This window comes from Streptomyces subrutilus, from assembly GCF_001746425.1.
In the GTDB taxonomy this organism is placed as follows: domain Bacteria; phylum Actinomycetota; class Actinomycetes; order Streptomycetales; family Streptomycetaceae; genus Streptomyces; species Streptomyces subrutilus_A.
Genome location: NZ_MEHK01000001.1, coordinates 2,669,351 through 2,694,023, shown reverse-complemented (window position 1 = coordinate 2,694,023; position 24,673 = coordinate 2,669,351). Strand labels below are relative to the sequence as shown.

At 72.1% G+C, this 24,673-nt stretch carries 16 protein-coding genes; 14 read left to right on the top strand and 2 right to left on the bottom strand.

The genetic code is table 11. From position 1 onward, the window contains the following. Window positions 1-10: 10 nt before the first annotated feature. The 12 genes from mrdA (at window position 11) to galE (ending at window position 18,871) form a co-directional block, all read left to right on the top strand. Window positions 11-2,191, top strand: a complete 2,181-nt coding sequence (gene mrdA / locus BGK67_RS13165; protein WP_069920271.1) for a penicillin-binding protein 2 — start codon at window positions 11-13, stop codon at window positions 2,189-2,191. A gap of 14 nt (window positions 2,192-2,205) precedes the next feature. After that, window positions 2,206-3,405 (top strand): rod shape-determining protein RodA, encoded by a 1,200-nt coding sequence (gene rodA, locus BGK67_RS13160; RefSeq protein WP_069920270.1) that lies wholly within the window; start codon window positions 2,206-2,208, stop codon window positions 3,403-3,405. A gap of 61 nt (window positions 3,406-3,466) precedes the next feature. Further along, the gene (locus BGK67_RS13155; RefSeq protein ID WP_069920269.1) at window positions 3,467-5,035 is read left to right on the top strand and encodes a CYTH and CHAD domain-containing protein; all 1,569 of its coding nucleotides are present in this window, start codon (window positions 3,467-3,469) and stop codon (window positions 5,033-5,035) included. Window positions 5,036-5,107: 72 nt separating this feature from the next. Continuing rightward, window positions 5,108-7,033, top strand: a complete 1,926-nt coding sequence (locus BGK67_RS13150; RefSeq protein ID WP_208948693.1) for a TIGR03960 family B12-binding radical SAM protein — start codon at window positions 5,108-5,110, stop codon at window positions 7,031-7,033. A 116-nt stretch (window positions 7,034-7,149) separates the two neighbouring features. Further along, the gene (locus BGK67_RS13145) at window positions 7,150-8,496 is read left to right on the top strand and encodes a hypothetical protein (protein WP_079154157.1); all 1,347 of its coding nucleotides are present in this window, start codon (window positions 7,150-7,152) and stop codon (window positions 8,494-8,496) included. Window positions 8,497-8,622: 126 nt separating this feature from the next. Beyond that, entirely contained in the window at window positions 8,623-9,402 is a 780-nt protein-coding gene (locus BGK67_RS13140) for a TIGR03936 family radical SAM-associated protein (protein WP_069923826.1), read from the top strand. Between the two features lie 235 nt (window positions 9,403-9,637). Next, complete coding sequence (locus BGK67_RS13135) at window positions 9,638-13,615, top strand: Rne/Rng family ribonuclease (protein WP_069920266.1); 3,978 nt, start codon at window positions 9,638-9,640, stop codon at window positions 13,613-13,615. 274 nt (window positions 13,616-13,889) lie between these two features. Beyond that, entirely contained in the window at window positions 13,890-14,210 is a 321-nt protein-coding gene (gene rplU, locus BGK67_RS13130; protein ID WP_030013082.1) for a 50S ribosomal protein L21, read from the top strand. 13 nt (window positions 14,211-14,223) lie between these two features. After that, window positions 14,224-14,478, top strand: a complete 255-nt coding sequence (gene rpmA, locus BGK67_RS13125; protein ID WP_069920265.1) for a 50S ribosomal protein L27 — start codon at window positions 14,224-14,226, stop codon at window positions 14,476-14,478. Between the two features lie 168 nt (window positions 14,479-14,646). Then, window positions 14,647-16,092 (top strand): GTPase ObgE, encoded by a 1,446-nt coding sequence (gene obgE / locus BGK67_RS13120; protein WP_069920264.1) that lies wholly within the window; start codon window positions 14,647-14,649, stop codon window positions 16,090-16,092. Between the two features lie 69 nt (window positions 16,093-16,161). After that, on the top strand, window positions 16,162-17,778 hold the full coding sequence (locus tag BGK67_RS13115; protein ID WP_069920263.1) for a glycosyltransferase family 2 protein: 1,617 nt from the start codon (window positions 16,162-16,164) through the stop codon (window positions 17,776-17,778). Window positions 17,779-17,857: 79 nt separating this feature from the next. Continuing rightward, window positions 17,858-18,871, top strand: a complete 1,014-nt coding sequence (gene galE, locus BGK67_RS13110) for a UDP-glucose 4-epimerase GalE (protein WP_069920262.1) — start codon at window positions 17,858-17,860, stop codon at window positions 18,869-18,871. Window positions 18,872-18,952: 81 nt separating this feature from the next. Here galE and BGK67_RS13105 read toward each other — a convergent pair whose 3' ends face one another. Then, entirely contained in the window at window positions 18,953-20,122 is a 1,170-nt protein-coding gene (locus BGK67_RS13105; protein ID WP_069920261.1) for a glycosyltransferase, read from the bottom strand. Beyond that, entirely contained in the window at window positions 20,119-22,989 is a 2,871-nt protein-coding gene (locus BGK67_RS13100) for a bifunctional glycosyltransferase/CDP-glycerol:glycerophosphate glycerophosphotransferase (protein ID WP_069920260.1), read from the bottom strand. Before BGK67_RS13100 ends, BGK67_RS13105 begins: the two co-directional genes overlap by 4 nt. A gap of 177 nt (window positions 22,990-23,166) precedes the next feature. Here BGK67_RS13100 and BGK67_RS13095 point away from each other — a divergent pair, with 177 nt between their 5' ends. Next, the gene (locus tag BGK67_RS13095; protein WP_069920259.1) at window positions 23,167-24,183 is read left to right on the top strand and encodes a glycosyltransferase family 2 protein; all 1,017 of its coding nucleotides are present in this window, start codon (window positions 23,167-23,169) and stop codon (window positions 24,181-24,183) included. Beyond that, on the top strand, window positions 24,180-24,614 hold the full coding sequence (locus BGK67_RS13090; RefSeq protein WP_069920258.1) for a GtrA family protein: 435 nt from the start codon (window positions 24,180-24,182) through the stop codon (window positions 24,612-24,614). Before BGK67_RS13095 ends, BGK67_RS13090 begins: the two co-directional genes overlap by 4 nt. Window positions 24,615-24,673: the final 59 nt, after the last annotated feature.

Genomic DNA, 24,673 nt, shown 5'->3' with positions numbered 1-24,673 from the left:
AGGAGCCGACGTGACCAATGTTCCGGAGACCGGCCGCACCTCCCGTGTGCAGATCCGGCTCGTCATCATGCAGGTGCTCATCCTCTCGATGCTGGTCACCCTCGGCGGGCGCCTGTGGTACCTCCAGGTCCGCAACGGCGAGGAGTACTACCACGAGGCGAAGAGCAACCACGTGCAGCGGGTCGTGCGGCCCGCGGTGCGCGGGCCCGTCCTCGACGCCCGCGGCGTCCCGCTCGCCGACAACGAGACCCGCCTGGTCGTGTCCGCCAGCCGCACGGCGCTGATGAAGATGAAGGACAAGGGCAAGGGCGTCATGACCCGCCTCGCCGACGTCCTCGGCATGAGCCCCAAGGAGGTCATGGACAAGGTCCGCCTCTGCGACTCCCAGACCCCGAAGCCCTGCTGGAACGGCTCTCCGTACCAGCCGATCCCGATCACCCTCGAAGCCAGTACGCAGCAGGCGCTGCAACTGCGCGAACGCCCCGAGGAATTCCCCGGCATCACCGCGGAGCCCACCGCCGTCCGGCGCTACCCGGCCCCCGGCGGGGCACGCACCTCGCAGGTGCTCGGCTACCTCTCGCCGGTCACGGACGAGGAGATCCAGAAGGCCAAGGACACCGACTCGCCGCACCTGCGGTCCGACCAGGTCGGCCGCTCCGGCATCGAGCGCACCTACGACAAGCAGCTGCGCGGCAAGGCGATGGTCACCTCCTACGAGGTCGACAACCTCGGCCGCGTCATGCACCAGACCGAGTCCGACCCGGGCGTGCCCGGATCCACCCTGATCACCAGCATCGACGCCCGGGTCCAGTCCGTCGCCGAGTACGAGCTCCAGCAGGCGATGAAGACCGTCCGCCAGGAGACCGACAAGATCACCGGCCGCAAGTACGAGGCCGACGCGGGCGCCGTCGTCGTCATGGAGGCCAAGACCGGCCGCGTCGTCGCGATGGCCTCCCAGCCGGACTACGACCCCAACGCCTGGGTCGGCGGCATCTCCGCCAAGGACTACGCCCGGCTCACCAGCAAGAAGTCCAACTACCCGCTGCTCAACCGGGCCATCCAGGGCCAGGCCCCCGCGGGCTCCATCTTCAAGGTGGTGTCGGCGAGCGCCGCCGTCCGGGCCGGCTACCCCTTCGACAGCAAGTACAACTGCAGCAGCTCCTACAGCCTCGGCGGCCGCAGCTTCGCGAACTTCGAGTCCAAGGGGCACGGCCCCATCAGCCTCGGCGAGGCCCTCAAGTTCTCCTGCAACACGGTCTTCTACGCCCTCGGGCACAAGGAGTGGCAGCGCGACGGGGGCCTGAGCCCCAAGAAGGACGCCCACGACTGGTTCTACCGGACCGCCCGCGAGTTCGGGCTGGGCTCCGAGACCGGGATCGACCTGCCGAACGAGGTCACCGGCCGCATCCCCGACCGCCGGTGGAAGAAGAGCTTCTGGGCGGCCAACAAGGACTCCTGGTGCAAGCAGGGCAAGAAGGGCGGCACCTACGTCGAGCAGATCGCCTACGAGAGCTGTCTCGAGGGCAACCAGCTGAAGGCGTTCGACAGCATCAACTTCGCCATCGGGCAGGGCGACGTGCTCGTGACCCCCATCCAGATGGCCACCGCCTACTCCGCCATCAGCAACGGGGGCACCCTGTTCGACCCCACGGTCGGCAAGGCCGTGGTCAGCCCCGACGGCAAGCACGTCCAGATGATCAAGCCGAGGGCCCACGGAAGGCTGCCGATCGACGCCCAGACCGTCAAGGACCTCGACAGGGGCCTGCGCATGGTCGTCGAGCCCGGCGGCACCGCCGCCTGGCGGTTCGGCGGCTGGCCGCTGGACAAGATCCCGATGCGGGCCAAGACCGGCACCGCCCAGGTCTACGGCAAGCAGACCACCTCGTGGCTGGCCACCTACACCGACGACTTCACGATCGTCATGACCATCTCCCAGGGCGGCACCGGCTCCGGGGCCTCCGGCCCCGCCGTCCGCAACATCTACAACGCCATCTACGGCCTCGACATGGCCGGCAAGCAGGACGTGAAGAAGGCCCTGCTGCTCCGGCCCGAGACGAAACTGCCCAGGATCCACCCCGACGGCTCCATCGACTCCCCCGAGATCCGGCCCTACGTGCCGCCGTCCCCGGAGGAGCTGGCGCCGCCCGCGCTCGCCGGCCCGCCCGCCCAGCGCCCCGCGCAGCACGACTGAGGACCGAAACCGACATGCAGACCGCCAACAAGTTCTCCGTCTCCCGGTACGCGCCCGAGCGCGGAGCGATGGCCAAGCTCACCGCCCGCGACTCGGTGGTGCGCCGGCTCGACTGGCCGATCCTCCTGTCCTCGCTGGCGCTGTCCTTCATCGGCGCCCTGCTGGTGTGGTCGGCGACCCGCAACCGGACCTCCCTGAACCAGGGGGACCCGTACTACTTCCTGGCCCGGCACGCCCTGAACACCGGCATCGGCCTGGTGCTGATGATCGGCACCATCTGGCTCGGCCACCGCACCCTGCGCGGCGCGGTGCCGGTCCTGTACGGGATCTCGCTGCTGCTGATCATCGCGGTGCTCACCCCGCTCGGCGCCACCATCAACGGCGCCCACGCGTGGATCGTGATCGGCGGCGGGTTCTCCCTCCAGCCCTCCGAGTTCGTGAAGATCACGATTATCCTGGTCATGGCGATGCTGCTGGCGGCCCGGGTGGACGCGGGCGACCTCACCCATCCCGACCACCGCACGGTCGTCAAGGCCCTGTGCCTGGCGGCCGCCCCCATGGGCATCGTCATGCTGATGCCCGACCTCGGCTCCGTGATGGTCATGGTCGTCATCGTGCTCGGCGTGCTGCTGGCCTCCGGCGCCTCCAACCGCTGGGTGCTGGGCCTGATCGGCGCCGGCGCCGGCGGGGCCGTCCTGATATGGCAGCTCGGCGTCCTCGACGAGTACCAGATCAACCGCTTCGCGGCCTTCGCCAACCCCGAACTCGACCCCGCCGGCGTCGGCTACAACACCAACCAGGCGCGCATCGCGATCGGCTCCGGCGGGCTGACCGGCTCCGGGCTCTTCAAGGGCTCGCAGACCACCGGCCAGTTCGTACCGGAGCAGCAGACCGACTTCGTCTTCACGGTGGCGGGGGAGGAGCTGGGCTTCGTCGGGGCCGGGCTGATCCTGCTGCTGCTGGGCGTGGTGCTCTGGCGGGCCTGCATGATCGCCCGTGAGACCACCGAGCTCTACGGGACGATCGTGTGCGCCGGGATCATCGCCTGGTTCGCCTTCCAGTCCTTCGAGAACATCGGGATGACCCTCGGGATCATGCCGGTCGCCGGGCTCCCGCTGCCGTTCGTCTCGTACGGCGGCTCGTCGATGTTCGCCGTGTGGGTGGCCATCGGGCTACTCCAGTCGATCAAGGTGCAACGGCCGTTGTCGGCCTGAACCCCGGCCTGATCCTCCGTTCACCCTGCCGTCGTGATCCGTTCAGTACTAAGTTCGGTCTATGGCGGACACGAAACGCGAGATCGAGCGGAAATTCGAGTTCACTAAGGCGTCGGCGGCCCGGCGCGGGGTGCCGGACCTGGCGGGCACGGCCGCGATCGCGGCCGTCCACGACCAGGGCACGGTCGACCTGGACGCCGTCTACTACGACACCCCCGACCACCGGCTCGCCGCCGACGGCCTCACTTTGCGGCGCAGAACCGGTGGCGCCGACGCCGGCTGGCACCTGAAACTGCCCGTCTCCCCGGGCGTGCGCGACGAGATCGGCGCCGACCTCAGCGACACCGTCCCGGTCCAGCTGGCCGCCCTGCTGCGCTCCCGGGTGCGCGGCGACGCGCTGGAGCCGCAGGTCAGGCTGCTCTCCTCGCGCAAGGTCAGCCACCTCCTGGACGCCGACGGAGCCCTCCTCGCGGAACTGAGCACCGACACGGTCCGGGCGGAGCGCGGCGAGGCCACCGCCGCCTGGACCGAGGTCGAGGTGGAACTGGCCGACGGGATCGATCCCAGCCTGCTGGACGCGGTCGAGAAGGCCTTCCGCAAGGCGGGGCTCCGGGTGTCCGACGCCCCGTCCAAACTCGCCCGGGCCCTCACCGAGACCGCGGCGGAGTCGGAGGCGGCGGCCGGAGGCGGGGCCGCGGCGGCGGCCGGCGCCGGGCCCCGGGCCCTGCCCCCGGCGGATCCCGGCGACGGCACGGCGGGCGCGTACGTGCTCGCGTACCTGCGCGAACAGCGCGACGCCCTGGTCGCCCTGGACCCCGCCGTCCGGCGCGCCCTGCCGGACTCCGTCCACCAGATGCGCGTCGCGACCCGGCGCCTGCGCAGCGCCTTGAAGACCTACCGCAAGGTGCTGGACCAGGACGTCACCGACCCGATCGGCGAGGAACTGCGCCACCTCGCCGCCGAACTCGGCGTCGACCGCGACCAGGAGGTCCTGCTCGAGCGGATCCAGACCCACCTGGAGGAGCTGCCGCGCACCCTGCTGGTCGGCCCGGTCCGCGGCCGCCTGCGCACCTGGAACAACTCCCGCCGGTCCGGATCGCGCCGCCGGGCGCTGGCCGTGCTCGACAGCGCGCGCTACCTCGCCCTGCTGGACTCCCTCGACGCCCTGCTGGCCGAGCCGCCGCTGCGCAAGGCCGCCGGCGGGCGGGCGGAGCGCGTCCTGCCCAAGGCGGTGCTGCGCGACTACGAGCGCCTCGCCGGCCGGGTCGAGGCCGCGCTCGCCATGGAGCCGGGCGGGAAACGCGACCTGGCCCTGCACGAGGCCCGCAAGGCCGCCAAGCGCGCCCGCTACGCGGCGGAGGCCGCCACCCCCGCCGTCGGCAAACCGGCGAAACGCCTGGCCAAGGCGGTGCAACAGGTGCAGACCCTGCTCGGGGAGCACCAGGACAGCGTGGTCGCCCGCGAGGCCCTGCGCGGCCTCGGCACCCAGGCGGCGGCCGCGGGCGAGCCCTCCTTCACCTGGGGCGTGCTCTACGCCCGCGAGGAAGCCCTGGCCGAGCGGGGCGAGCGGGAACTTCCGGACATCTGGGCGAAGACCTCCGAGCCGGGGCTGCGGGAGGCCCTGGAATGATCATGTGGGTGGGGGCGGCCGAGCCTGGAGGTACGCTTGAGAGCTGCCCCCTGCCCGCTTCACGAAAGTCGCGTGATGACCGAGTCGGTCTTCCCTCAGCTTGAGGCTCTTCTTCCCCACGTGCAGAAGCCCATCCAGTACGTCGGCGGTGAGCTCAACTCCACGGTCAAGGAGTGGGAGAGCTGTGACGTCCGCTGGGCTCTCATGTACCCGGACGCGTACGAGGTCGGGCTGCCCAATCAGGGCGTCATGATTCTGTACGAGGTGCTCAACGAGCGCGAGGGCGTGCTCGCGGAGCGCACCTACAGCGTGTGGCCGGACCTCGAGGCACTGATGCGCGAGCACCAGGTGCCCCAGTTCACCGTGGACAGCCACCGCCCCGTCTCGGCCTTCGACGTGTTCGGCCTGTCCTTCTCCACGGAGCTCGGCTACACGAACATGCTGACGGCCCTGGACCTCGCGGGCATCCCGCTCGAGGCCAGGAACCGCACGGTCGACCACCCGATCGTCCTCGCGGGCGGCCACGCGGCCTTCAACCCCGAGCCGATCGCGGAGTTCATCGACTGCGCCGTCATCGGCGACGGCGAGCAGGCCGTCCTCGACATGACCGAGATCATCCGCACCTGGAAGGCCGAGGGGCGGCCGGGCGGGCGCGAGGAGGTCCTGCTGCGCCTCGCGAAGACCGGCAACGTCTACGTGCCGGGCTTCTACGACGTCGAGTACCTGCCGGACGGCCGTATCGGCCGTGTCGTGCCCAACCGCTCCGGCGTGCCGTGGCGGGTGTCCAAGCACACGGTCATGGACCTCGACGAGTGGCCCTACCCCAAGCAGCCCCTGGTCCCGCTCGCCGAGACCGTCCACGAGCGCATGTCCGTGGAGATCTTCCGCGGCTGCACCCGCGGCTGCCGTTTCTGCCAGGCCGGCATGATCACGCGCCCCGTGCGGGAGCGAAGCATCACCGGCATCGGCGAAATGGTGGAGAAGGGCCTCAAGGCGACCGGCTTCGAAGAGGTCGGCCTGCTCTCCCTCTCCTCGGCGGACCACACCGAGATCGCCGACATCGCCAAGGGCCTCGCGGACCGCTACACGGACGACAAGGTGGGCCTGTCCCTGCCGTCGACCCGCGTGGACGCCTTCAACGTGGACCTGGCCAACGAGCTGACCCGCAACGGGCGCCGCTCCGGTCTGACCTTCGCCCCCGAGGGCGGCTCCGAGCGCATGCGCAAGGTCATCAACAAGATGGTCTCCGAAGAGGACCTGATCCGGACCGTCGCCACCGCCTACGGCAACGGCTGGCGCCAGGTGAAGCTGTACTTCATGTGCGGCCTGCCCACCGAGACCGACGAGGACGTCCTCCAGATCGGCGACATGGCGGTCAACGTCATCGCCAAGGGCCGCGAGGTCTCCGGCCAGAACGACATCCGCTGCACCGTGTCCATCGGCGGGTTCGTGCCCAAGCCGCACACCCCCTTCCAGTGGGCGCCTCAGCTGTCCGCCGAGGAGACGGACGCCCGCCTGGGCAAGCTCCGCGACAAGATCCGCGCCGACAAGAAGTACGGCCGCTCCATCGGCTTCCGCTACCACGACGGCAAGCCGGGCATTGTCGAGGGCCTGCTCTCCCGCGGCGACCGCCGCATCGGCGACGTCATCCGCGCCGTGTACGAGTCGGGCGGCCGCTTCGACGGCTGGCGCGAGTACTTCAGCTACGACCGCTGGATGGAGGCGGCCGAGAAGACGCTGCCCGCCTACGGCGTGGACGTGGCCTGGTACACGACCCGCGAGCGGACGTACGAGGAAGTGCTGCCCTGGGACCACCTGGACTCCGGCCTCGACAAGGACTGGCTCTGGGAGGACTGGCAGGACGCCCTCGACGAGACCGAGGTCGAGGACTGCCGCTGGACCCCGTGCTTCGACTGCGGCGTCTGCCCGCAGATGGACACCAGCATCCAGATCGGCCCCACGGGCAAGAAGCTGCTCCCGCTGTCGGTCGTGAAGTGACCACGGGCCGAGCCGAGCCCTGGAAGCGCCCCCCGCCGGACACGGCGGGGGGCGCTTCGGGTCGGGGGCGGCCCCTTTCGTGCAACGGCCGGGGCCCGCCGTGCGTCGTCAAGGGCATGGACCTGGAAAAGCACGGCAGGCACGAGCCACCACCGCCCGCGGGGCAGGGGTGTGTGTACGCGGTGGTCCGGATACCGGTGCGGATCCTGGCCGTGGTGGTCGTGCTGCCCGTGCGGGTGGTCTGGGACCTGCTCGCGCTCGGGGCGCGCGCCGTGTACCGCCGCGCCCTGCGCCCGGCGGGGGACGCGGTGGGCCGCGCCTGCGCCTGGCTGCGCCGGTACCTGCTGGCTCCCGTCGGCCACGCGCTCGCCTGGCTGGCGCGGGGGGCCGGGCTGGTGCTGGAGTGGGCGGCCCTGGCCGTCTTCTACTGGCCCTGGGCCGGGCTGTGGCGGTACGCGCTCGCCCCGGCCGGGGGCGCCCTGTGGCGCTGGGTCCTGGTACCGCTCGGTCAGGGGGTCGCCCTGCTGGCGCGGGGAACCGCGGTCGCGCTGGGGTGGCTGGCCAAGGCGCTGTTCGTGTGGCCCTGGGCGGCTCTTTGGCGGCACCTGCTCGTCCCCGGCGGAGCCGCGCTGTACCGCTACCTGCTGCGGCCGGCCGGCCAAGGGCTCGCCTGGGTGGTCCTGGCCTTGGTCCGGTACCTGTTGAAGCCGGCGGGCGCGGGCGTCGTCTGGGCGGTGAACGCCGTCTGGCGGTACCTGCTGAAGCCGGCGGGCGCGGCCGTGGTGTGGACGGTCGGCGCGGTGTGGCGGTACCTGCTCGTGCCGCCGGCCCGGGGCGCCGACTGGCTGGTCCGCGCGCTCTACCGGTACGTCCTCACCCCGGCCGGGCACGCCCTGGTGTGGTTCCTGCCGCGCGCCCTCGCCGCCGTGTTCGTCTGGCCGTGGGCGGCGCTGTGGCGGTACGTGCTCGTCCCGGCCGCGACCGGCGCCCACCGGTACCTGCTGGCCCCGCTCGGACACGGCGCCGCCCGGCTCGCCCGGGGCCTGTACCGCCACGTCCTGACGCCGCTGGGCCACTTCGCCGCCTCCACCTGGCGGCTCGCCGGGCGGGTCAGCCGCGCCCTGGGGCGCGGGCTCCTCCGGCTCTGGCGCGGCTGCGTCGCCCGCCCCTCGGCCTGGGTCTACCGGCAGGTGGCCACGCCCGCCGGACATCTGGTCCGCGAGGTGTGGCGCACCTCCCGCAGCGCGGCACGCCTGGTGTGGCGTACCTCCCGAACCGCTGCGGGCGAGGTGTGGCACACCGCCCGCAGCGCCGTCCGGGACGCACGGGCCGGGGTCCGGCAGGCGCTCTTCGGTACTCCTCCCCGGGAACCGGCGAGGTCACGGGCGCGTACTCTGGGTAGTAAGACAGCCGCGGGCAACACGCCCGCCCCCGAGATCTCCCTGCGCGAACAGCAGGGGTGAGCCGGAGGCAGGGCGCGGCCCGCAGGCCCCCAGACGCTCAGGGCGACGCGCGAGACGCGGAGCCCCGCACAAGGAGAAGAACCACTGGGCAAGCGACAGCCCGAAGGCCCGCCTCCCGCACCCGTGGTGCAGCGCATCCGACTGCGCTACACCAAGCGCGGCCGCCTCCGGTTCACCAGCCACCGTGACTTCCAGCGAGCCTTCGAGCGGGCCCTGCGCCGCGCCGAGGTGCCCATGGCGTACTCGGCCGGCTTCACCCCGCACCCCCGCGTCTCGTACGCCAACGCCGCCCCGACCGGGACCGGCAGCGAGGCGGAGTACCTGGAGATCGCCCTGGCCGCGCCCCGCGACCCCGAGCAGCTCCGCGAGCTCCTCGACGAGTCGATGCCGGCCGGGCTCGACATCATCGACGCCGTGGAGGCCCGCACCTCGGGCCTCGCGGACCGCCTCACGGCCTCGGTGTGGGAGCTGCGCCTGGACGGCGTGGAGCCCGCCGAGGCCGAGCGCGCGGTGGCGGCCTTCCTGGCCGCCGAGACCGTGGAGGTGCAGCGACGGACCAAGAACGGCATGCGGACCTTCGATACGCGCGGGGCTGTAGTCAGCCTCGAGGCAGTTCCTGCCCCGGCTGATAGGCCCCTGGACAATGCCTGTGCGATACTGCGCCTGGTTGTTCGGCATTTGACACCTGCCGTGCGACCCGACGACGTCCTGTCCGGTCTCCGAGCTGTGGCCGACCTGGCGCCGCCGGTCCCCTCAGCGGTGACCAGGCTGGCGCAGGGGCTCTTCGACGAGGAGTCCGGCACGGTGACCGACCCGCTCGCGCCCGACCGCGAGGCTGACACGGCCGCCCCACCCACGGCTGCCGTAGCCGCCGACGCGAAGGCGCCGGAAGGTCCCGCCGCGTAGGGATCGTCGTCGTCGCGCAGCCCTGGCACTCGGGAGCCACCTGGGTCGGGCCGCGCACAGACCTGAAGACTTCCGCCAGGCCGTACGGACAACACGTACGGAACCGGCGGCCACGGACTACAGCTCCCGTGTGGCGAACGCGCCCCGGAGGCCGGTTCCGCGCTCATCGCGCGGCACCGTGCCGGACCGGAAGTCAGCCGCGGCGCCCGGGAGCGTGACGGGAGAACCGCCCGCAATGCCCAACAACGAGAACGACACCACCGACACCAACGGCCCGAGCGACAACCTGCCCCCGCGCAGGCGTCGCCGCGCCGCGTCCCGGCCCGCCGGCCCGCCCGGTGCCACCGCCGCGGAGACGACCCCGGTGACCGAGGCCGCCCCGGCCGCCCCCGTGGAAGAGGCCGCCCCGGCCGCTCCCGCCCCGCGTGCCCGCCGCCGCGCCACCCGCGCTGTCGCCGCTCCCGAGACCCCGGCCGCCGAGGCCGCCGTGGCCGAGGCACCGGCCGCCCCGGCCGCCGTCGCGGAGGAGGAGCCCGCCGCTCCGGCCCCGCGTGCCCGCCGCCGTGCCACCCGCGCCGTGGCCGCCCCCGAGGCTCCGGCCGCCGAGGCCGCTCCCGCGGTGGAGGACGAGGCTCCGGCCGCTCCCGCCCCGCGTGCCCGCCGCCGCGCCACCCGCGCCGTGGCCGCTCCCGAGACCCCGGCCGTCGAGGCCGTCGTGGCCGAGGCCCCGGCCGCTCCGGCCGCCGTCGCGGAGGAGGAGCCCGCCGCTCCGGCCCCGCGTGCCCGCCGCCGCGCCACCCGCGCCGTGACCGCCCCGGCCGCCGAGGCCGCGCAGGTCGTGGAGGCCCCGGTCGCCGAGGCCCCGGCCGCTGCCGCGGCCGTCGCGGAGGAGGAGCCCGCCGCTCCCGCCCCGCGTGCCCGCCGCCGCGCCACCCGCGCCGTAGCAGCCCCGGCCGCTCCGGCCGAGGCCCCCGTCGCCGAGGAGGAGCCCGCCGCGGAGGAGGCCCCCAGGGCCGCCGCCCGCGCCGTGACCGTCGCCGACGCCGTGGACTCCCCGAAGCGCGGCGGCCGCCGCCGCGCCACCCGCTCCGCCGCCCCGGCCGCCGCCGCGCCGCAGCCCGCCGCCGAGACCGAGGCGCCCGCCGCCCCGGCCCGCGCCCGCCGCGCCGCGCGTCCCGCCGTGGCCGTGTTCCAGGCCCCGGTGTTCGCCGAGCCGATGTTCCAGACCCCCGAGACCGCCGCCATGGCCGCCGCGGCCGCTGCCGCCGCCGTACGGGCCGAGGAAGCGGAGGAGGAGGACGAGACCGAGGTCGAGGTCGAGGCCGAGGTCGTGGAGACCCCCGCCCCGCAGCCGGCCGGCCGCCGCCGTCGCCGTGGCCGCGGCGCCGCCGCCGAGAGCGCGCCGGTCTCCCTCCCCGAGGTGCTCGCCGAGGAGGAGCCCGAGGCCGAGGCCGCCGAGCTCGAGGAGACCGCGACGCTCGAAGAGGGCGCCGAGTTCGACGAGGCCGACGAGTCGGGCGAGCGCCCGTCCCGCCGCCGCCGTCGGGGCGGCCGCCGTCGCCGCCGCGGCGAGGCCGCCGAGCTCGACGAGGCCGCCGAGGAGGAGGCCGAGGCCCCGGCCGCCGAGCAGGAGTCCGACGAGGACGAAGAGGACGAGGGCGAGGAGGCCGAGGCGCTGGGCTCCAGCTCCAGCCGCCGTCGCCGGCGCCGTCGCCGCCGCAGCGGGGACACCGCCGCCGAGTCCGCCGAGGCGGGCGAGGAGGACGGCGTACGCACCGTCGTCAAGGTCCGCGAGCCGCGTCCGGCCCGCGAGCGCGGCGAGTCCACCTCCTCCGACGAGGTCCAGTCCATCAAGGGCTCGACCCGCCTGGAGGCGAAGAAGCAGCGCCGCCGCGAAGGCCGCGAGCAGGGCCGCCGCCGCGTCCCGATCATCACCGAGGCCGAGTTCCTGGCCCGCCGCGAGGCCGTCGAGCGCGTGATGGTCGTCCGCCAGAACGGCGACCGCACGCAGATCGGCGTCCTCGAGGACAACGTGCTCGTCGAGCACTACGTCAACAAGGAAGAGGCCACCTCGTACGTCGGCAACGTCTACCTGGGCAAGGTCCAGAACGTGCTGCCGTCCATGGAGGCCGCCTTCATCGACATCGGCAAGGGCCGCAACGCCGTCCTGTACGCTGGCGAGGTCAACTTCGAGGCGCTCGGCATGGCCAACGGGCCGCGCCGCATCGAGTCCGCCCTGAAGTCCGGCCAGTCGGTCCTGGTGCAGGTCACCAAGGACCCGATCGGCCACAAGGGCGCCCGCCTGACCAGCCAGGTCTCGCTGCCGGGCCGCTACCTGGTCTACGTGCCCGAGGGCTCGATGACCGGTATCAGCCGCAAGCTGCCCGACACCGAGCGCGCCCGTCTGAAGACCATCCTCAAGAAGATCGTCCCCGAGGACGCGGGCGTCATCGTGCGCACCGCCGCCGAGGGCGCGAGCGAGGACGAGCTGCGCCGCGACGTCGAGCGCCTGCAGGGGCAGTGGGAGGAGATCCAGAAGAAGTCGAAGCAGATCTCGACCTCTTCGCCGAGCCTGCTGTACGGCGAGCCGGACATGACCGTCCGCGTCGTGCGCGACATCTTCAACGAGGACTTCTCGAAGGTCATCGTCAGCGGTGACAGCGCCTGGGAGACCATCCACGGCTACGTGAACCACGTCGCCCCGGACCTGGCCGACCGGCTGTCCCGCTGGACCTCCGAGGTCGACGTCTTCGCGACGTACCGGATCGACGAGCAGCTCGCCAAGGCGCTCGACCGCAAGGTGTGGCTGCCCTCGGGCGGCTCCCTCGTGATCGACAAGACCGAGGCGATGATCGTCATCGACGTCAACACCGGCAAGTTCACCGGTCAGGGCGGCAACCTCGAGGAGACCGTCACCAGGAACAACCTGGAGGCGGCCGAGGAGATCGTGCGCCAGCTGCGGCTGCGCGACCTGGGCGGCATCGTCGTCATCGACTTCATCGACATGGTCCTGGAGTCGAACCGCGACCTCGTGCTGCGGCGCATGCTGGAGTGCCTGGGCCGCGACCGCACCAAGCACCAGGTCGCCGAGGTCACCTCGCTGGGCCTGGTCCAGATGACCCGCAAGCGGGTGGGCCAGGGTCTGCTGGAGTCCTTCTCCGAGACCTGCGTCCACTGCAACGGCCGCGGCGTCATCGTGCACATGGAGACGCCGACCGCGATCGGCGGCGGCAACGGCAAGCGCTCGAAGCGGCGCGGCGGCAAGGCCGAGTTCGACCAGCACGACCACGAGGTCGAGACGGTCGAGGCCGAGTTCGAGACCGTCGAGGAACTGGCCGCCGAGGTCGCGGCGCCGCGCGCGCTGCCCGAGCCGGAGTTCGTCGTGGACGAGGAGCTGTACAGCAGCCCGGCCGAGGCGGAGGCCGCCGCGGGTCTGAGCGGCCGCCGCAACCGCCGCCGCGCCACCCGCAAGGCGACCGCTCCGGCGGGCGCCCCGCGCGGCGCGGCCGCCCAGGCTCCCGCCGCCCCGGCCCCGGCGCCCGTCGTCGAGGACGAGCCGGTCACCGAGCCGGCCGACACCGTCCTGGAGCCGGTCGGAGAGGTCGTCGCCGAGGCCGTGGAGGCCGCGGAGACGGTCGAGGCCGCCCCCGTCGAGGAGGCCGCGCCGAAGGGCCGTACCCGTCGTCGGGCGACCCGCAAGGCCACTGCCCCGGCGGGTGCCCCGGCCCCCGCGGCCGAGGCGGCCCCGGAGCCGGTCGTCGCAACGGAGCCCGAGCCGGTCGTGGAGCCCGAGCCCGAGCCGGCCGCCGTGGTGGCCGAGCCCGAGGCCGTCGCAGAGGCCCCCGAGGCCGCGCCGGCCCGTCCGCGCCGCCGTGCCACCCGCAAGGCCACCGCACCGGCCGGTTCCCCGGCGGGCGCGGTGGAGGCCGCCGTGGTGGTCGTCGAGGCCCCGGTGACCGAGGTCGCGGCCCCCGCCGAGGAGGCCCCCGCCGAGGAGGCCGCACCCGCCAAGAAGGCCGCCCGCAAGGCTCCGGCCAAGAAGGCGGCCGCGGCGAAGAAGGCCACCACCGCCAAGAAGGCGACGGCGGCCAAGAAGACCGTGGCCAAGAAGGCGGCCACGACCAAGAAGACCGCGACGAAGCGGGCGACGAAGAAGACCGCGGCGGCCGAGCAGCAGACGCCGCCCTCCGTCTCGGCTCCGGCCGAAGCCTGATCCGTCCGCGACCGTGGGACCCGCCGCAAGGCGGGGCCCACGGCCCCGCGGGACCCGGTTTGACCCCCTGGAACCGGCCCCGTAACCTAGACCGTCGGCGTGTCCTGTACGAATCCGTACGGCGCGCGCCGCGCTCCTGAGCACCTTCCTCCCGGTCCGTACGCGCAAGCGTCGTGCGGGAGAGGCCGCTCGTCCATTCCGGATCAGTACGGGCCCCGGCCCGTCTGAGCGGCTGGCTTCAGGAGCATCCGTCCCGAGTGAGAGAGAGATCCGCGTGTACGCCATCGTGCGCAGCGGTGGTCGCCAGCACAAGGTTGCTGTCGGCGACATCGTTGAGGTTGACAAGATTTCCACTGCCAAGGTTGGCGACACGGTCGAGCTCTCGACCCTGCTCGTTGTCGACGGCGAAGCCGTGACCAGCGACCCGTGGGTCCTGGCCGGCATCAAGGTCACGGCCGAGGTCGTGGACCACCACAAGGGCGCCAAGATCGACATCCTGCGCTACAAGAACAAGACCGGCTACCGCCGTCGCCAGGGTCACCGCCAGCAGTACACGGCGATCAAGGTCACCGGTATCCCCGCGGCTGCGAAGTAAGAGGGACTGAGACATGGCACACAAGAAGGGCGCATCGTCCACCCGGAACGGGCGCGACTCCAATGCCCAGCGGCTCGGCGTGAAGCGCTTCGGCGGTCAGGTCGTCTCCGCTGGTGAGATCCTCGTCCGCCAGCGCGGCACCCACTTCCACCCGGGCGCGGGCGTCGGCCGTGGCGGCGACGACACGCTGTTCGCGCTGCAGGCCGGTGCCGTCGAGTTCGGCACGCACCGTGGCCGCAAGGTCGTCAACATCGTTCCGGCCGCCTGATCCAGCTTCGGCTGATCGAGCGTTCGTAACTTCCCGAGGGCGGATCTCAGCTCTTCCCGGCGTGAGCCGGGAAGAGAGGTCCGCCCTCGGCGCGTTGTCACATAGACACGTTTAATGGGCAGCAAGGCCTGCCCGGGACATTTCCCGTATGTATCTGGAGGAACACCCATGACCACCTTCGTGGACCGCGTCGAGCTGCACGTCGCCGCGGGTAACGGGGGCCACGGCTGCGCCTCCGTTCACCGGGAGAAGTTCAAGCCGCTCGGCGGCCCCGACGGCGGCAACGGCGGCCGTGGCGGCGATGTGATCCTGGTCGTCGAGCAGGCGGTCACCACCCTGCTGGACTACCACCACAGCCCCCACCGCAAGGCCACCAACGGCAAGCCCGGCGAGGGCGGCAACCGCTCCGGCAAGGACGGCCAGGACCTGGTCCTGCCCGTGCCGGACGGCACCGTCGTCCTCGACAAGGAGGGCAACGTCCTCGCCGACCTGGTCGGCCAGGGCACCACCTACGTCGCCGCCGAGGGCGGCCGCGGCGGCCTCGGCAACGCCGCGCTCTCCTCCGCCCGCCGCAAGGCGCCCGGCTTCGCGCTCCTCGGCGTCCCCGGCACCACCGGCGACATCGTCCTGGAGCTGAAGACCGTCGCCGACGTGGCGCTGGTCGGCTTCCCGAGCGCCGGCAAGTCCTCGCTGATCTCGGTGCTCTCCTCGGCCAAGCCGAAGATCGCGGACTACCCCTTCACCACCCTGGTCCCGAACCTGGGCGTCGTCACGGCCGGCTCGACCGTCTACACGATCGCCGACGTCCCCGGCCTCATCCCGGGCGCCAGCCAGGGCCGGGGCCTGGGCCTGGAGTTCCTGCGGCACGTCGAGCGCTGCTCGGTGCTCGTGCATGTCCTGGACACCGCCACCCTGGAGTCCGACCGCGACCCGATCGCCGACCTCGACGTCATCGAGGAGGAGCTCAGGCTCTACGGCGGGGGGCTCGAGAAGCGCCCGCGCCTCGTCGTCCTGAACAAGGTCGACATCCCGGACGGCCAGGAGCTCGCCGACATGGTCCGCCCGGACCTGGAAGCGCGCGGCTACAAGGTCTTCGAGGTCTCCGCGGTCGCCCGTACGGGTCTGAAGGAGCTCTCCTTCTTCCTCGCCGAGGTCATCGCCAAGGCCCGTGCCCGCAAGCCGAAGCAGGAGGCGACCCGCATCGTCATCCGCCCGAAGGCCGTGGACGACGCCGGCTTCACCGTCACCTACGACGAGGTCGAGGACGTCTACAACGTGCGCGGCGAGAAGCCGGAGCGCTGGGTGCGCCAGACCGACTTCAACAACGACGAGGCCGTGGGCTACCTCGCCGACCGCCTCAACCGCCTGGGCGTCGAGGACGCCCTGAAGAAGGCAGGCGCCCGCGCCGGTGACGGCGTGGCCATCGGCTCCGACGAGAACGCGGTCGTCTTCGACTGGGAGCCGACCATGATGGCCGGCGCTGAGATGCTGGGCCGCCGTGGCGAGGACCACCGTCTGGAGGCTCCGCGCCCGGCCACCACGCGCCGCAAGGAGAAGGAAGCCAAGCGCGGGGACTCGGCGCAGCAGGAGTACGACGAGTTCCGGCCGTTCTAGTCCCCTTTCCCCAGGGGCCTCCCGGCGGCCTTGAAGGCGTCTTTACACCGGTCGCCTAGGATCCACCAGGTGAACAGCACCAACCTCCCCACCGTTTCCGTCGTGGTGATCGCGTACAACGACGCCGGGCTCGTGGGCGAGGCCGTCTCCTCGGCCCTCGCCCAGGGCCCGGTGGTCGCCGAGGTCATCGCCGTGAACGACGCGTCGTCCGACGGCACCGCGCGGGTGCTGGACGAGCTGGCCGCCGCCCACCCCCGCCTGAAGGTCGTGCACCGCACGGAGAACAGCGGGGGCTGCGGCACCCCGCGCAACGACGGGATCGCCGCCGCGGCCTCCCCGTACGTCCTGTTCCTCGACAGCGACGACGTCCTGCCGGCGGGCGCGGCCGAGGCGCTGGTGCGCGCCGCCGTGGAGCACCGCGCCGCGGTGACCGTCGGCGCGGCCGTACGGCGCGAGCTGCCGCTGCACCACGACGTGCCGTGGATGCCGGGCCTCTACACCCCCGGCGACGTCATCGAACGGCCCGCCGACCGCCCGGAGCTGGTCCGGGACACCCTGTGCGTCAACAAGCTGTACGAGCGCGCCTTCCTGGCGGAACACGGACTGCGCTTCCCCGACGGCCGGTTCGTCTACGAGGACTTCGTCTTCACCTCGCGGGTGCTGGCCGCGGCCCCGCGCATCGCCGTCATCGGCGACCTCGTCTACGTGTGGCACGTACGCCGCTCCGCCGCCCAGGTGTCGATCTCCCTGGACCGGAAGGACGTCTCCAACTGGCGCTCCCGCATCGAGGCCCACCGCACGGCCTCCCGCACCCTCGCGGCGGCCTCGCCGGCGCTGGGCAGCGCCTGCCAGGTGAAGTTCCTCGAGTACGACCTGCGCATGTACCTGCGCGAACTCGGCCGGGACCCCGCATACCGGGCCGCCTGGTGGACCCTGACCCGGGAGTACCTCGACACCTTCGCCGAGGCCGACATCGAGGCCGCCGCGCCGCACGCCCGCTGGATCGTCCGGGTGCTGCGCGCCAGTGCGAGCCCGCCGTCCGACGTCGAGCGGCTCACCCGGCTGGCCGCCGAGCCGCCGCGCCTACTGCCCCCGTACGCCGCCGCCGCGGACGGGACCCCGGTGTGGAGCGAGGAGCTCCCGGTCGAGCTGGAGGGCCTGGCCGGGCTCTCGACGGACCGGCTGCCCGTCACCGTCGACGCCGAACCGGCCGGCCGCAGGGCCGTCCGGATCCGCCTGCACGACCTGTACGGGCGCCTCGCCGAGGCCGGTCCGCGCACCGTGCAGCTGCGGTTCCTGCCCCGCGCGGGCGGTGAGCCGGTCCTCGCCCAGCCCGTGGAGCTGCGCCCCGACCCGCAGGGCGGCTGGGTCGCGCTGCTGCCGTTCCGCCTGGGCGACGTGGCCGCGACGGGCCGCCGCCGGGGGCTGCGCCGGATGCAGGCGTGGAACGTGGGGGTGGGCGTGCAGTGCGCCGACGGCACCTCGGTGTTCACCTCCTTGCGCCCCCGGGGCCGGCTGCTGCGCCGCCGGGCGCTGCCCAGCAGCCGGTACGGTGTGCTGCTGGCGCAGCCCTACCGCACGGGGGCCGGCGCGCTCGCGCTGCGCCTCGCGCCCGGTGCCGAGGGCGCGCTGTACCTCGTACGCAACCGCCTCCACCGGGCCCGGGCAGGCCACGGGGCGGGCTGAAGACCGACCGTTCGCCTCACGGCGAGCGCTGCACACCGAGCTCTTCCCACCGAACTCGGACAGGACCAGGGAGATACACATGACGTTTCTGATCACCGGCGGCGCCGGATACATCGGCGCGCACGTCGTGCGGGCGATGCTGCTCGCCGGGGAGAAGGTGGTCGTCCTCGACGACCTCTCCACGGGCAACGAGGACCGTGTCCCGGAGGGCGTACCGCTGGTGGTCGGCTCGGTCCTGGACCGGCTGGTCCTCGACGAGACCATCGCCGAGCACAAGATCACCGGTGTGGTGCACCTCGCGGGCAAGAAGCAGGTCGGTGAGTCGGTCGAGAAGCCGCTGTACTACTACCACGAGAACGTGCAGGGCCTGACCGTCCTGCTCCAGGCCGTGGCGGCCGCGGGCATCCGCAACTTCCTGTTCTCCTCCTCCGCCTCCGTGTACGGCATGCCCGACGTGGACCTGGTCACCGAGGACACCCCGTGCGCGCCGCTGAGCCCGTACGGCGAGACCAAGCTGGCCGGCGAGTGGCTGGTCCGCGCGGCGGGCAAGGCGCACGGCATCTCCACGGCCTGCCTGCGCTACTTCAACGTGGCGGGCGCGGCCACCCCCGAGCTCGCCGACACCGGTGTGTTCAACCTGGTGCCGATGGTCTTCGAGCGGTTCGACGCCGGCCTGGGCGCGAAGATCTTCGGTGACGACTACCCGACCCCGGACGGCACCTGCATCCGCGACTACATCCACGTCGAGGACCTGGCCGAGGCCCACGTGGCGGCGGCCCGCAAGCTCGCCGAGTGGGCGGCTGCCGAGGACCACAAGGACCTCACCGTCAACATCGGCCGCGGCGAGGGCGTCTCCGTCGCCGAGATGGTCGAGCTGCTGAACAAGAACACCGGGCACGACCACGCCCCGGTGATCAGCCCGCGCCGTCCCGGCGACCCGGCGAAGGTCGTGGCCTCGGCCGACAAGATCACCAGCGAGCTGGGCTGGAAGGCCCGGCACGACGTCCGCGAGATGGTCACCTCGGCCTGGGCGGGCTGGGAGGCCAACAAGGCCGCCCGCCCGGACGCCGGCAAGGACGTCCACCAGGCCTGATGCCACCGGCCGTACGCGAAGCCGCCCGCCCCGGACGCATCCGGGGCGGGCGGCTTCGCGTACGGGGCCGGGCCGTCGCGGTCAGCGTTCGAGGAACGAGAACAGGGCTTCCCACCGGTCGGTGATCTCGGCGCTGGAGTAGCGCTGCACCGACTGGAAGGCGGTGTCGCCGAGCCGGTCGCGCAGCTCGCGGTCGGACATCAGCGCGTGCAGGTGCCCGGCCAGCTCCATCGTGTTGCCCAGCCGGGCCAGCAACCCGTCCTCGCCGTGCGTGACGATCTCCCGCACGCCCGGCGCGCAGTCGAAGGCGGCCACCGGCACACCGGCCGCCATCGCCTCCAGCAGGGTGATGGGGAACCCCTCGGCCCGGGAGGCCTGCGCGAAGACCGAAGCGCCGCGCAGCGCGCCCAGCACGTCGTCCGTGCTGCCCATCCACTCCACCGAGTCGTCCAGCCCGAGCGCGGTGCAGTGCGCCCGCAGGGCCGCCTCCTCCAGGCCCGCCCCGTAGATCCGCAGGACCCAGTCGGGGTGGTGCGGGGCGGCGTCGGCCCAGGCGTCCAGCAACAGGTCGACGCCCTTCTCGAAGGCGAGGCGGCCGACGCTGGCGACGACGTGCGCGGTGCGCGGGGCGGGGGACTGCGGCATGAACGGCAGCGGGTTCGGCATGCTGGCGACGTTCTCCATGCCCGACCGGATCCACAGGTCCGCGTCCTCGGCGGTCAGCACGAGCAGCCGGTCGACCTCGGGGTAGTGGCGGCGGACCCGCTCACCGCGGGTGGACTTCTGGCTGGCCTCGAAGGACTCGTGGCTCATGCCGATGACGCTGAGCCCCTTGGTGTCGGCGAGCGCCACCCACTCCATCGCCCAGACCTGGGTGACGATCACCACGCCGCCGGGGCGGGCGGCGCGGAAGAGCTCGCTCAGCTCCTCCGCCTTGGCCCGCATCCGCGCCCGTCGGGCGGCTTGGCGGCGCCGCTCGGGCGCGTTCAGCCGGCCCTTGATCCCGTGCAGCCGCCGCGCCGCCGGCGGGTGGGCGTCGTACAGGGTGGTCATCTCGTAGGGGAGGTCCTCGGGCAGCTTCTGCCGGATCTCCTCGGCGACCGGGGCGATGCCGACGATGTGCACCCTGTGCCCGCGCTCGGTGAACAGCCGGGCCATCTGGTGGGACCAGGTGGTCACGCCGCCGAGCTCGTCCACGTTGTTGGAGACGAGGAAGATGTCACGGCCCGGGGTGGCGGTCTGCTGGCTCACTTGCCGCTCCTGGTGAAGAACTTCTCGACGATCTGGCGGGCCGCGTCCCCGCGGTCGTACTCGCCGAACTCGGCGAGGAAGCGCTGCCGCGCCTCCGCGTACTTGGCGTCCGCCTCCTCGAAGGCGGCCAGCGCCTGCAGGAGTTCGTCCGCCGTCGCCACCACCGGGCCCGGGGCCTTCTCCTTCAGGTCGAAGTAGGTGCCGCGGATGTCGCCCGCGTACTTCTCGTAGTCGTACGCGAAGAACAGCATCGGCCGGTCCAGGACCGCGTAGTCGAACATCACGGACGAGTAGTCGGTGATCAGTCCGTCGGCGAGGGCCAGCAGCGGGGTGATGTCGTGGTGCCGCGACACGTCGATCACCCGGCCCGCGACCGACGGCGGCAGCGAGACGCTGTTGAGGTAGTGGGTGCGCACCAGCAGCGTGAAGCGGTCGCCCAGCCGGTCGGCGAACTCCTCCACGTCGAAGGGGAAGGCGAAGCCCTCCACCGCGCCGTCCGCGCCCGCCCGGAAGGTCGGCGCGTACAGCAGCACCTTCTTGTCCGGGTCGATGCCGAGCTCGGCCGCCAGCGGACCGCGGACCCGCTCACCGCTGTCCACCTCGCCGCGGTGCGCCTCGACGAGGGCGTCGTTGCGCGGGTAGCCCGTGCGCAGCAGCACCTCGTCGCGCAGCCTGAAGGCCTTGGCGAGGGTGCGGGTGTCGTGCTCGGAGCGGATCAGGAAGTGGTCGAAGCGGTCGACGGCCGCCTGGAACCGGTCCTGCCCCGCGCGGCCCTGCGCCTTGGTGCGGGGCTCGTGGAAGCCCATGCGCTTGAGCGCGGAGCCGTGCCAGGTCTGGATGTACGTGGTGCCGGGCCGCTTGGCGAGGGCCAGCGGGAAGCCCTGGTTGTCGACCCAGAACTCGGCCTGGGCCAGCGCCCGCAGATAGGGCCAGCTCCAGCGGCGCACCAGGGTGGCCTCCTTGGGGAAGCCGGTGGGGCGGGCGCCCGCGTAGGACCAGATCGCCTCGAACGGGGCTCCCTGGCGCACCAGTTCCTCGTAGATCGCCTTGGGGCTGTCGCTGTACTGCTTGCCCATGTGGCTCTCGAAGACGACCGTGCCCTTCTTGACCGGCAGCTTCGAGAAGACCTCGTGGTAGACCTTCACCTTCTGCTCGCCGGACCCCATGCTCCGGCGCACCCGCAGGGCCTTGCGCAGGCCCCGCTTGACCACGTTCGCCGCCCTGCCCTGTATGGCGTTGTTGATCAGGCTCTGGGTGCGGACGGCGGCGGCGCTCTCGGCGGCCAGGACGTAGGAGAGGTTGCCCTTCTTGGTGACCTGAGGCGCGAAGCGGTCGGAGACCAGCCGGGTCAGCCGAGGCCGCACGCGCAGGCGGGACGCCGACTCCAGGTCGACGCCGCCGGCCGAGACGCGGGTGGTGATCTTGTCCCTGCCGGCGGTCAGCTTCAGCCGGACGTCCCAGACGGCGTCGATGATGCCGAGCGGGCGGACGGTGCTGCCGATGTCGGCGGTGCCGGTCCACTCGATCGTGTCACCGGCGTGCCGGACGGTTGCCACCGGGAAGCTGAAAGAACGCACGCCGATCTGCCGGCGGGCCCGGAACTCGAGCGAGGCCTTCAGTTCCGCGTCGGCGGGGATCCGGCCGAGCGGGTTCACGACGGCGCCGGAGAGCGTGACGCTGCCGCGGCCGTCGTCCTCGTAGGAGGTGAGACGGTTCCCCAGCGTGAGGGAGGGGAGCGGGGTGGTGTGGAAGCCCTGCTCGGTGACGTCCAGTATCCGGCGGGCCTCGGCGTCGTCGAGGTGCTCGCCGCACCAGTAGACGCGCCCGTCCCGCTCCGCGAGCGGGGAGGAGAGCCGGCCCTTGTTGGTCATGGCGTCGGCGGCCGGGAGCAGGTTGTCCCAGTCCTCCTTGCCCAGCAGGTAGGCGCAGATGGCCTGGAGGTACGTGACGTTCTCGTACGCGGCCGGGTCGATCTCCGCGAGGTAGCCGTTGGCGAGCCGGGCGAACTCCTGGCGGTACGCGTCGCTCAGCAGGGGCAGGTCGCGCAGGTGCAGGACCAGGTCGTGCTTGAGGAACTTGGCGTCCTTGGCGGACTTGATGTCCGTGTGGCCCTTGGCCGCCAGCAGCTCGTCGACGCGCCGGTGGATCTCCATCCGGTGGACGAAGTTCGCGATCTCGTGGCGCCGGTTGCTGATCGACTTGGCCGCGGCCTTCTCGACCACGTTCCAGAAGTAGACGCGGTTCGGGATCAGCGTGATGCGGCGGGCGGCGACGTACGCCTGGGCGGAGAACAGCAGGTCCTCGTAGTGGATCCCGACCGGGAACTCCAGGCCCTGCTCCAGCAGGAACGCGCGCCGGTAGCACTTGTTCGTGGAGAGGGTGTCGTAGACCAGCAGGTCGGGGAACTCGGTGATCGACTCCAGCGTGCGGGTGTGGGAGTAGATCCACGGGTACCACTCGGTGGTCTTCTCCCACCTGTTGTCCAGGTGGACCCGGACGCACATCCCCGAGACCAGGTCGGAGCCGGTGCGCTCGGCGGCGTCCAGCATGTTCCGGCAGGCGTTGCGCTCGAGGACGTCGTCGCTGTCCAGGAACATGACGTACTTGCCGGTGGCCTGCTGGATGCCGTGGTTGCGGGGTGCGCCGCAGCCGCCGCTGTTCTCCGGCAGCCGGAAGGCGCGCACTCTCCCCGGATGCGCGGATTCCAGTTCCTGGGCGACCGCGTACGACCGGTCCTTGCTGCAGTCGTCGACGATCACGACCTCGACCCCGTGCAGGGTCTGGGCCAAAACCGACTGGACTGCTGTCGTCAGACGCTCTGCGTCGTTGTAGACGATGACGACCACCGAGACGTCGGGCACGTGCACCTCGATCCCTTCGTTTCGTTTCGTTTCGTTCAGCTCATTCCGCTTATCTCGTCCACGCTACCGTGCGCCGCACTCGTCTCCGGCAGGCCGACTCTCGGCGTGCATACTTCTAAGGAAGAGGTGAGTGGCGGGTCCGGTCGCCGACAATCACCCGTTCGGACCCAGCAGGAAGTGTTCATGTCGAAGCTGTCCGTAGTTGTCCCCTGCTACAACGAAGAGGCCGTCATCGACAGCTTCGACGTGGAGATCCGCAAGGTCCTCGACGCCCTGCCCGTCGAGTACGAGGTCTGCTACGTCGATGACGGAAGCCGCGACGGCACCCTCGGCAAGCTCCGGAAGATCGCGGCCGAGCACGGCGACCGGACGCGCTACGTCTCCTTCAGCCGCAACTTCGGCAAGGAGGCCGGCATGCTCGCCGGTCTGCGCGAGGCCACCGGCGACGCCGTAGTGATCATGGACGCCGACCTCCAGCACCCGCCGGAGCTGATCGCGACCATGCTCGACTACTACCGGCAGGGCCACGACCAGATCATCGCCCGCCGCACGCGCGAGGGGGACAAGAAGGTCCGCTCGGCGCTCAGCCGCCTGTACTACCGAGGCGTGAACCGCTGGGTCGACGTCGAGCTCACCGACGGGGTCGGCGACTTCCGGATGCTCTCGCGCCCCGCCGTGGACGCGCTGCTGTCGCTGCCCGAGTACAACCGCTTCTCCAAGGGCCTGTTCTCCTGGATCGGCTTCGACACCGTCCACTTCGACTACCAGAACGCGCAGCGCGAGGCCGGCGAGACGAAGTGGAAGTTCGGCTCCCTGCTGAACTACGGCATGGACGGCCTCATCTCCTTCAACAACCGGCCGCTGCGGATCGGGATCTGGCTCGGCGTGTCGCTGGTCGCCCTGACCGGCCTGTACGCGCTGTGGATCACCGCCATGGCGATCACCAACGGCGTGGAGTCCCCGGGCTACGTCACGCTCGTGGCGATCATCACGGGCCTGGGCGGTGTGCAGATGATCATGCTCGGCCTGATCGGCGAGTACATCGGCCGCATCTACTACGAGAGCAAGCGCCGGCCGCACTTCCTGGTGAAGGAAGCGCACGGGGCGGAGCGCGCGGACGGCGTGGCGCGTACGGGCGGCGCGGCCCGTGCGCTGGAGGCCTCGATCGCCGAGCGCGGCTCGGAGCGAAGCGCGCGATGAACAGCAGCCGCAAGGACCAGCTCGGCCAGATCTTCCGCTTCGCCCTCGTGGGCGGGGTCAACACCGGCACCTTCTTCGGCATCTACCTGCTCCTGCACCCGTGGATGCCGTACTTCGCCGCCTACTCGCTCGCCTTCGTGCTGGCGATGGTCGGCTCGTTCTTCATGAACACCTACTTCACCTACCGGACCCGGCCCACGTGGAAGAAGTTCTTCCTCTTCCCGCTGACGAACGTCACGAACTACGTGGTCCAGTCGGCCGGCCTCTACGCCCTGGTGGCCTGGGCCGGGATGGACACCCGGATCGCCCCGCTGGTCGCGGCGGTCGTGGCCATCCCCTTCACCTTCCTGATCTCGCGCCGGATCCTCGTCCCGGGCGCCGCCCGGGACGAGGAGTCCGAGCCCGCCGCGGCCGGGGGGTCCAGGGTCTGAAACCCCCGCGCAGCCGTCCCGCGCCACCCCGTAGATTTGAGCAGGCAGGCATTCCGGCA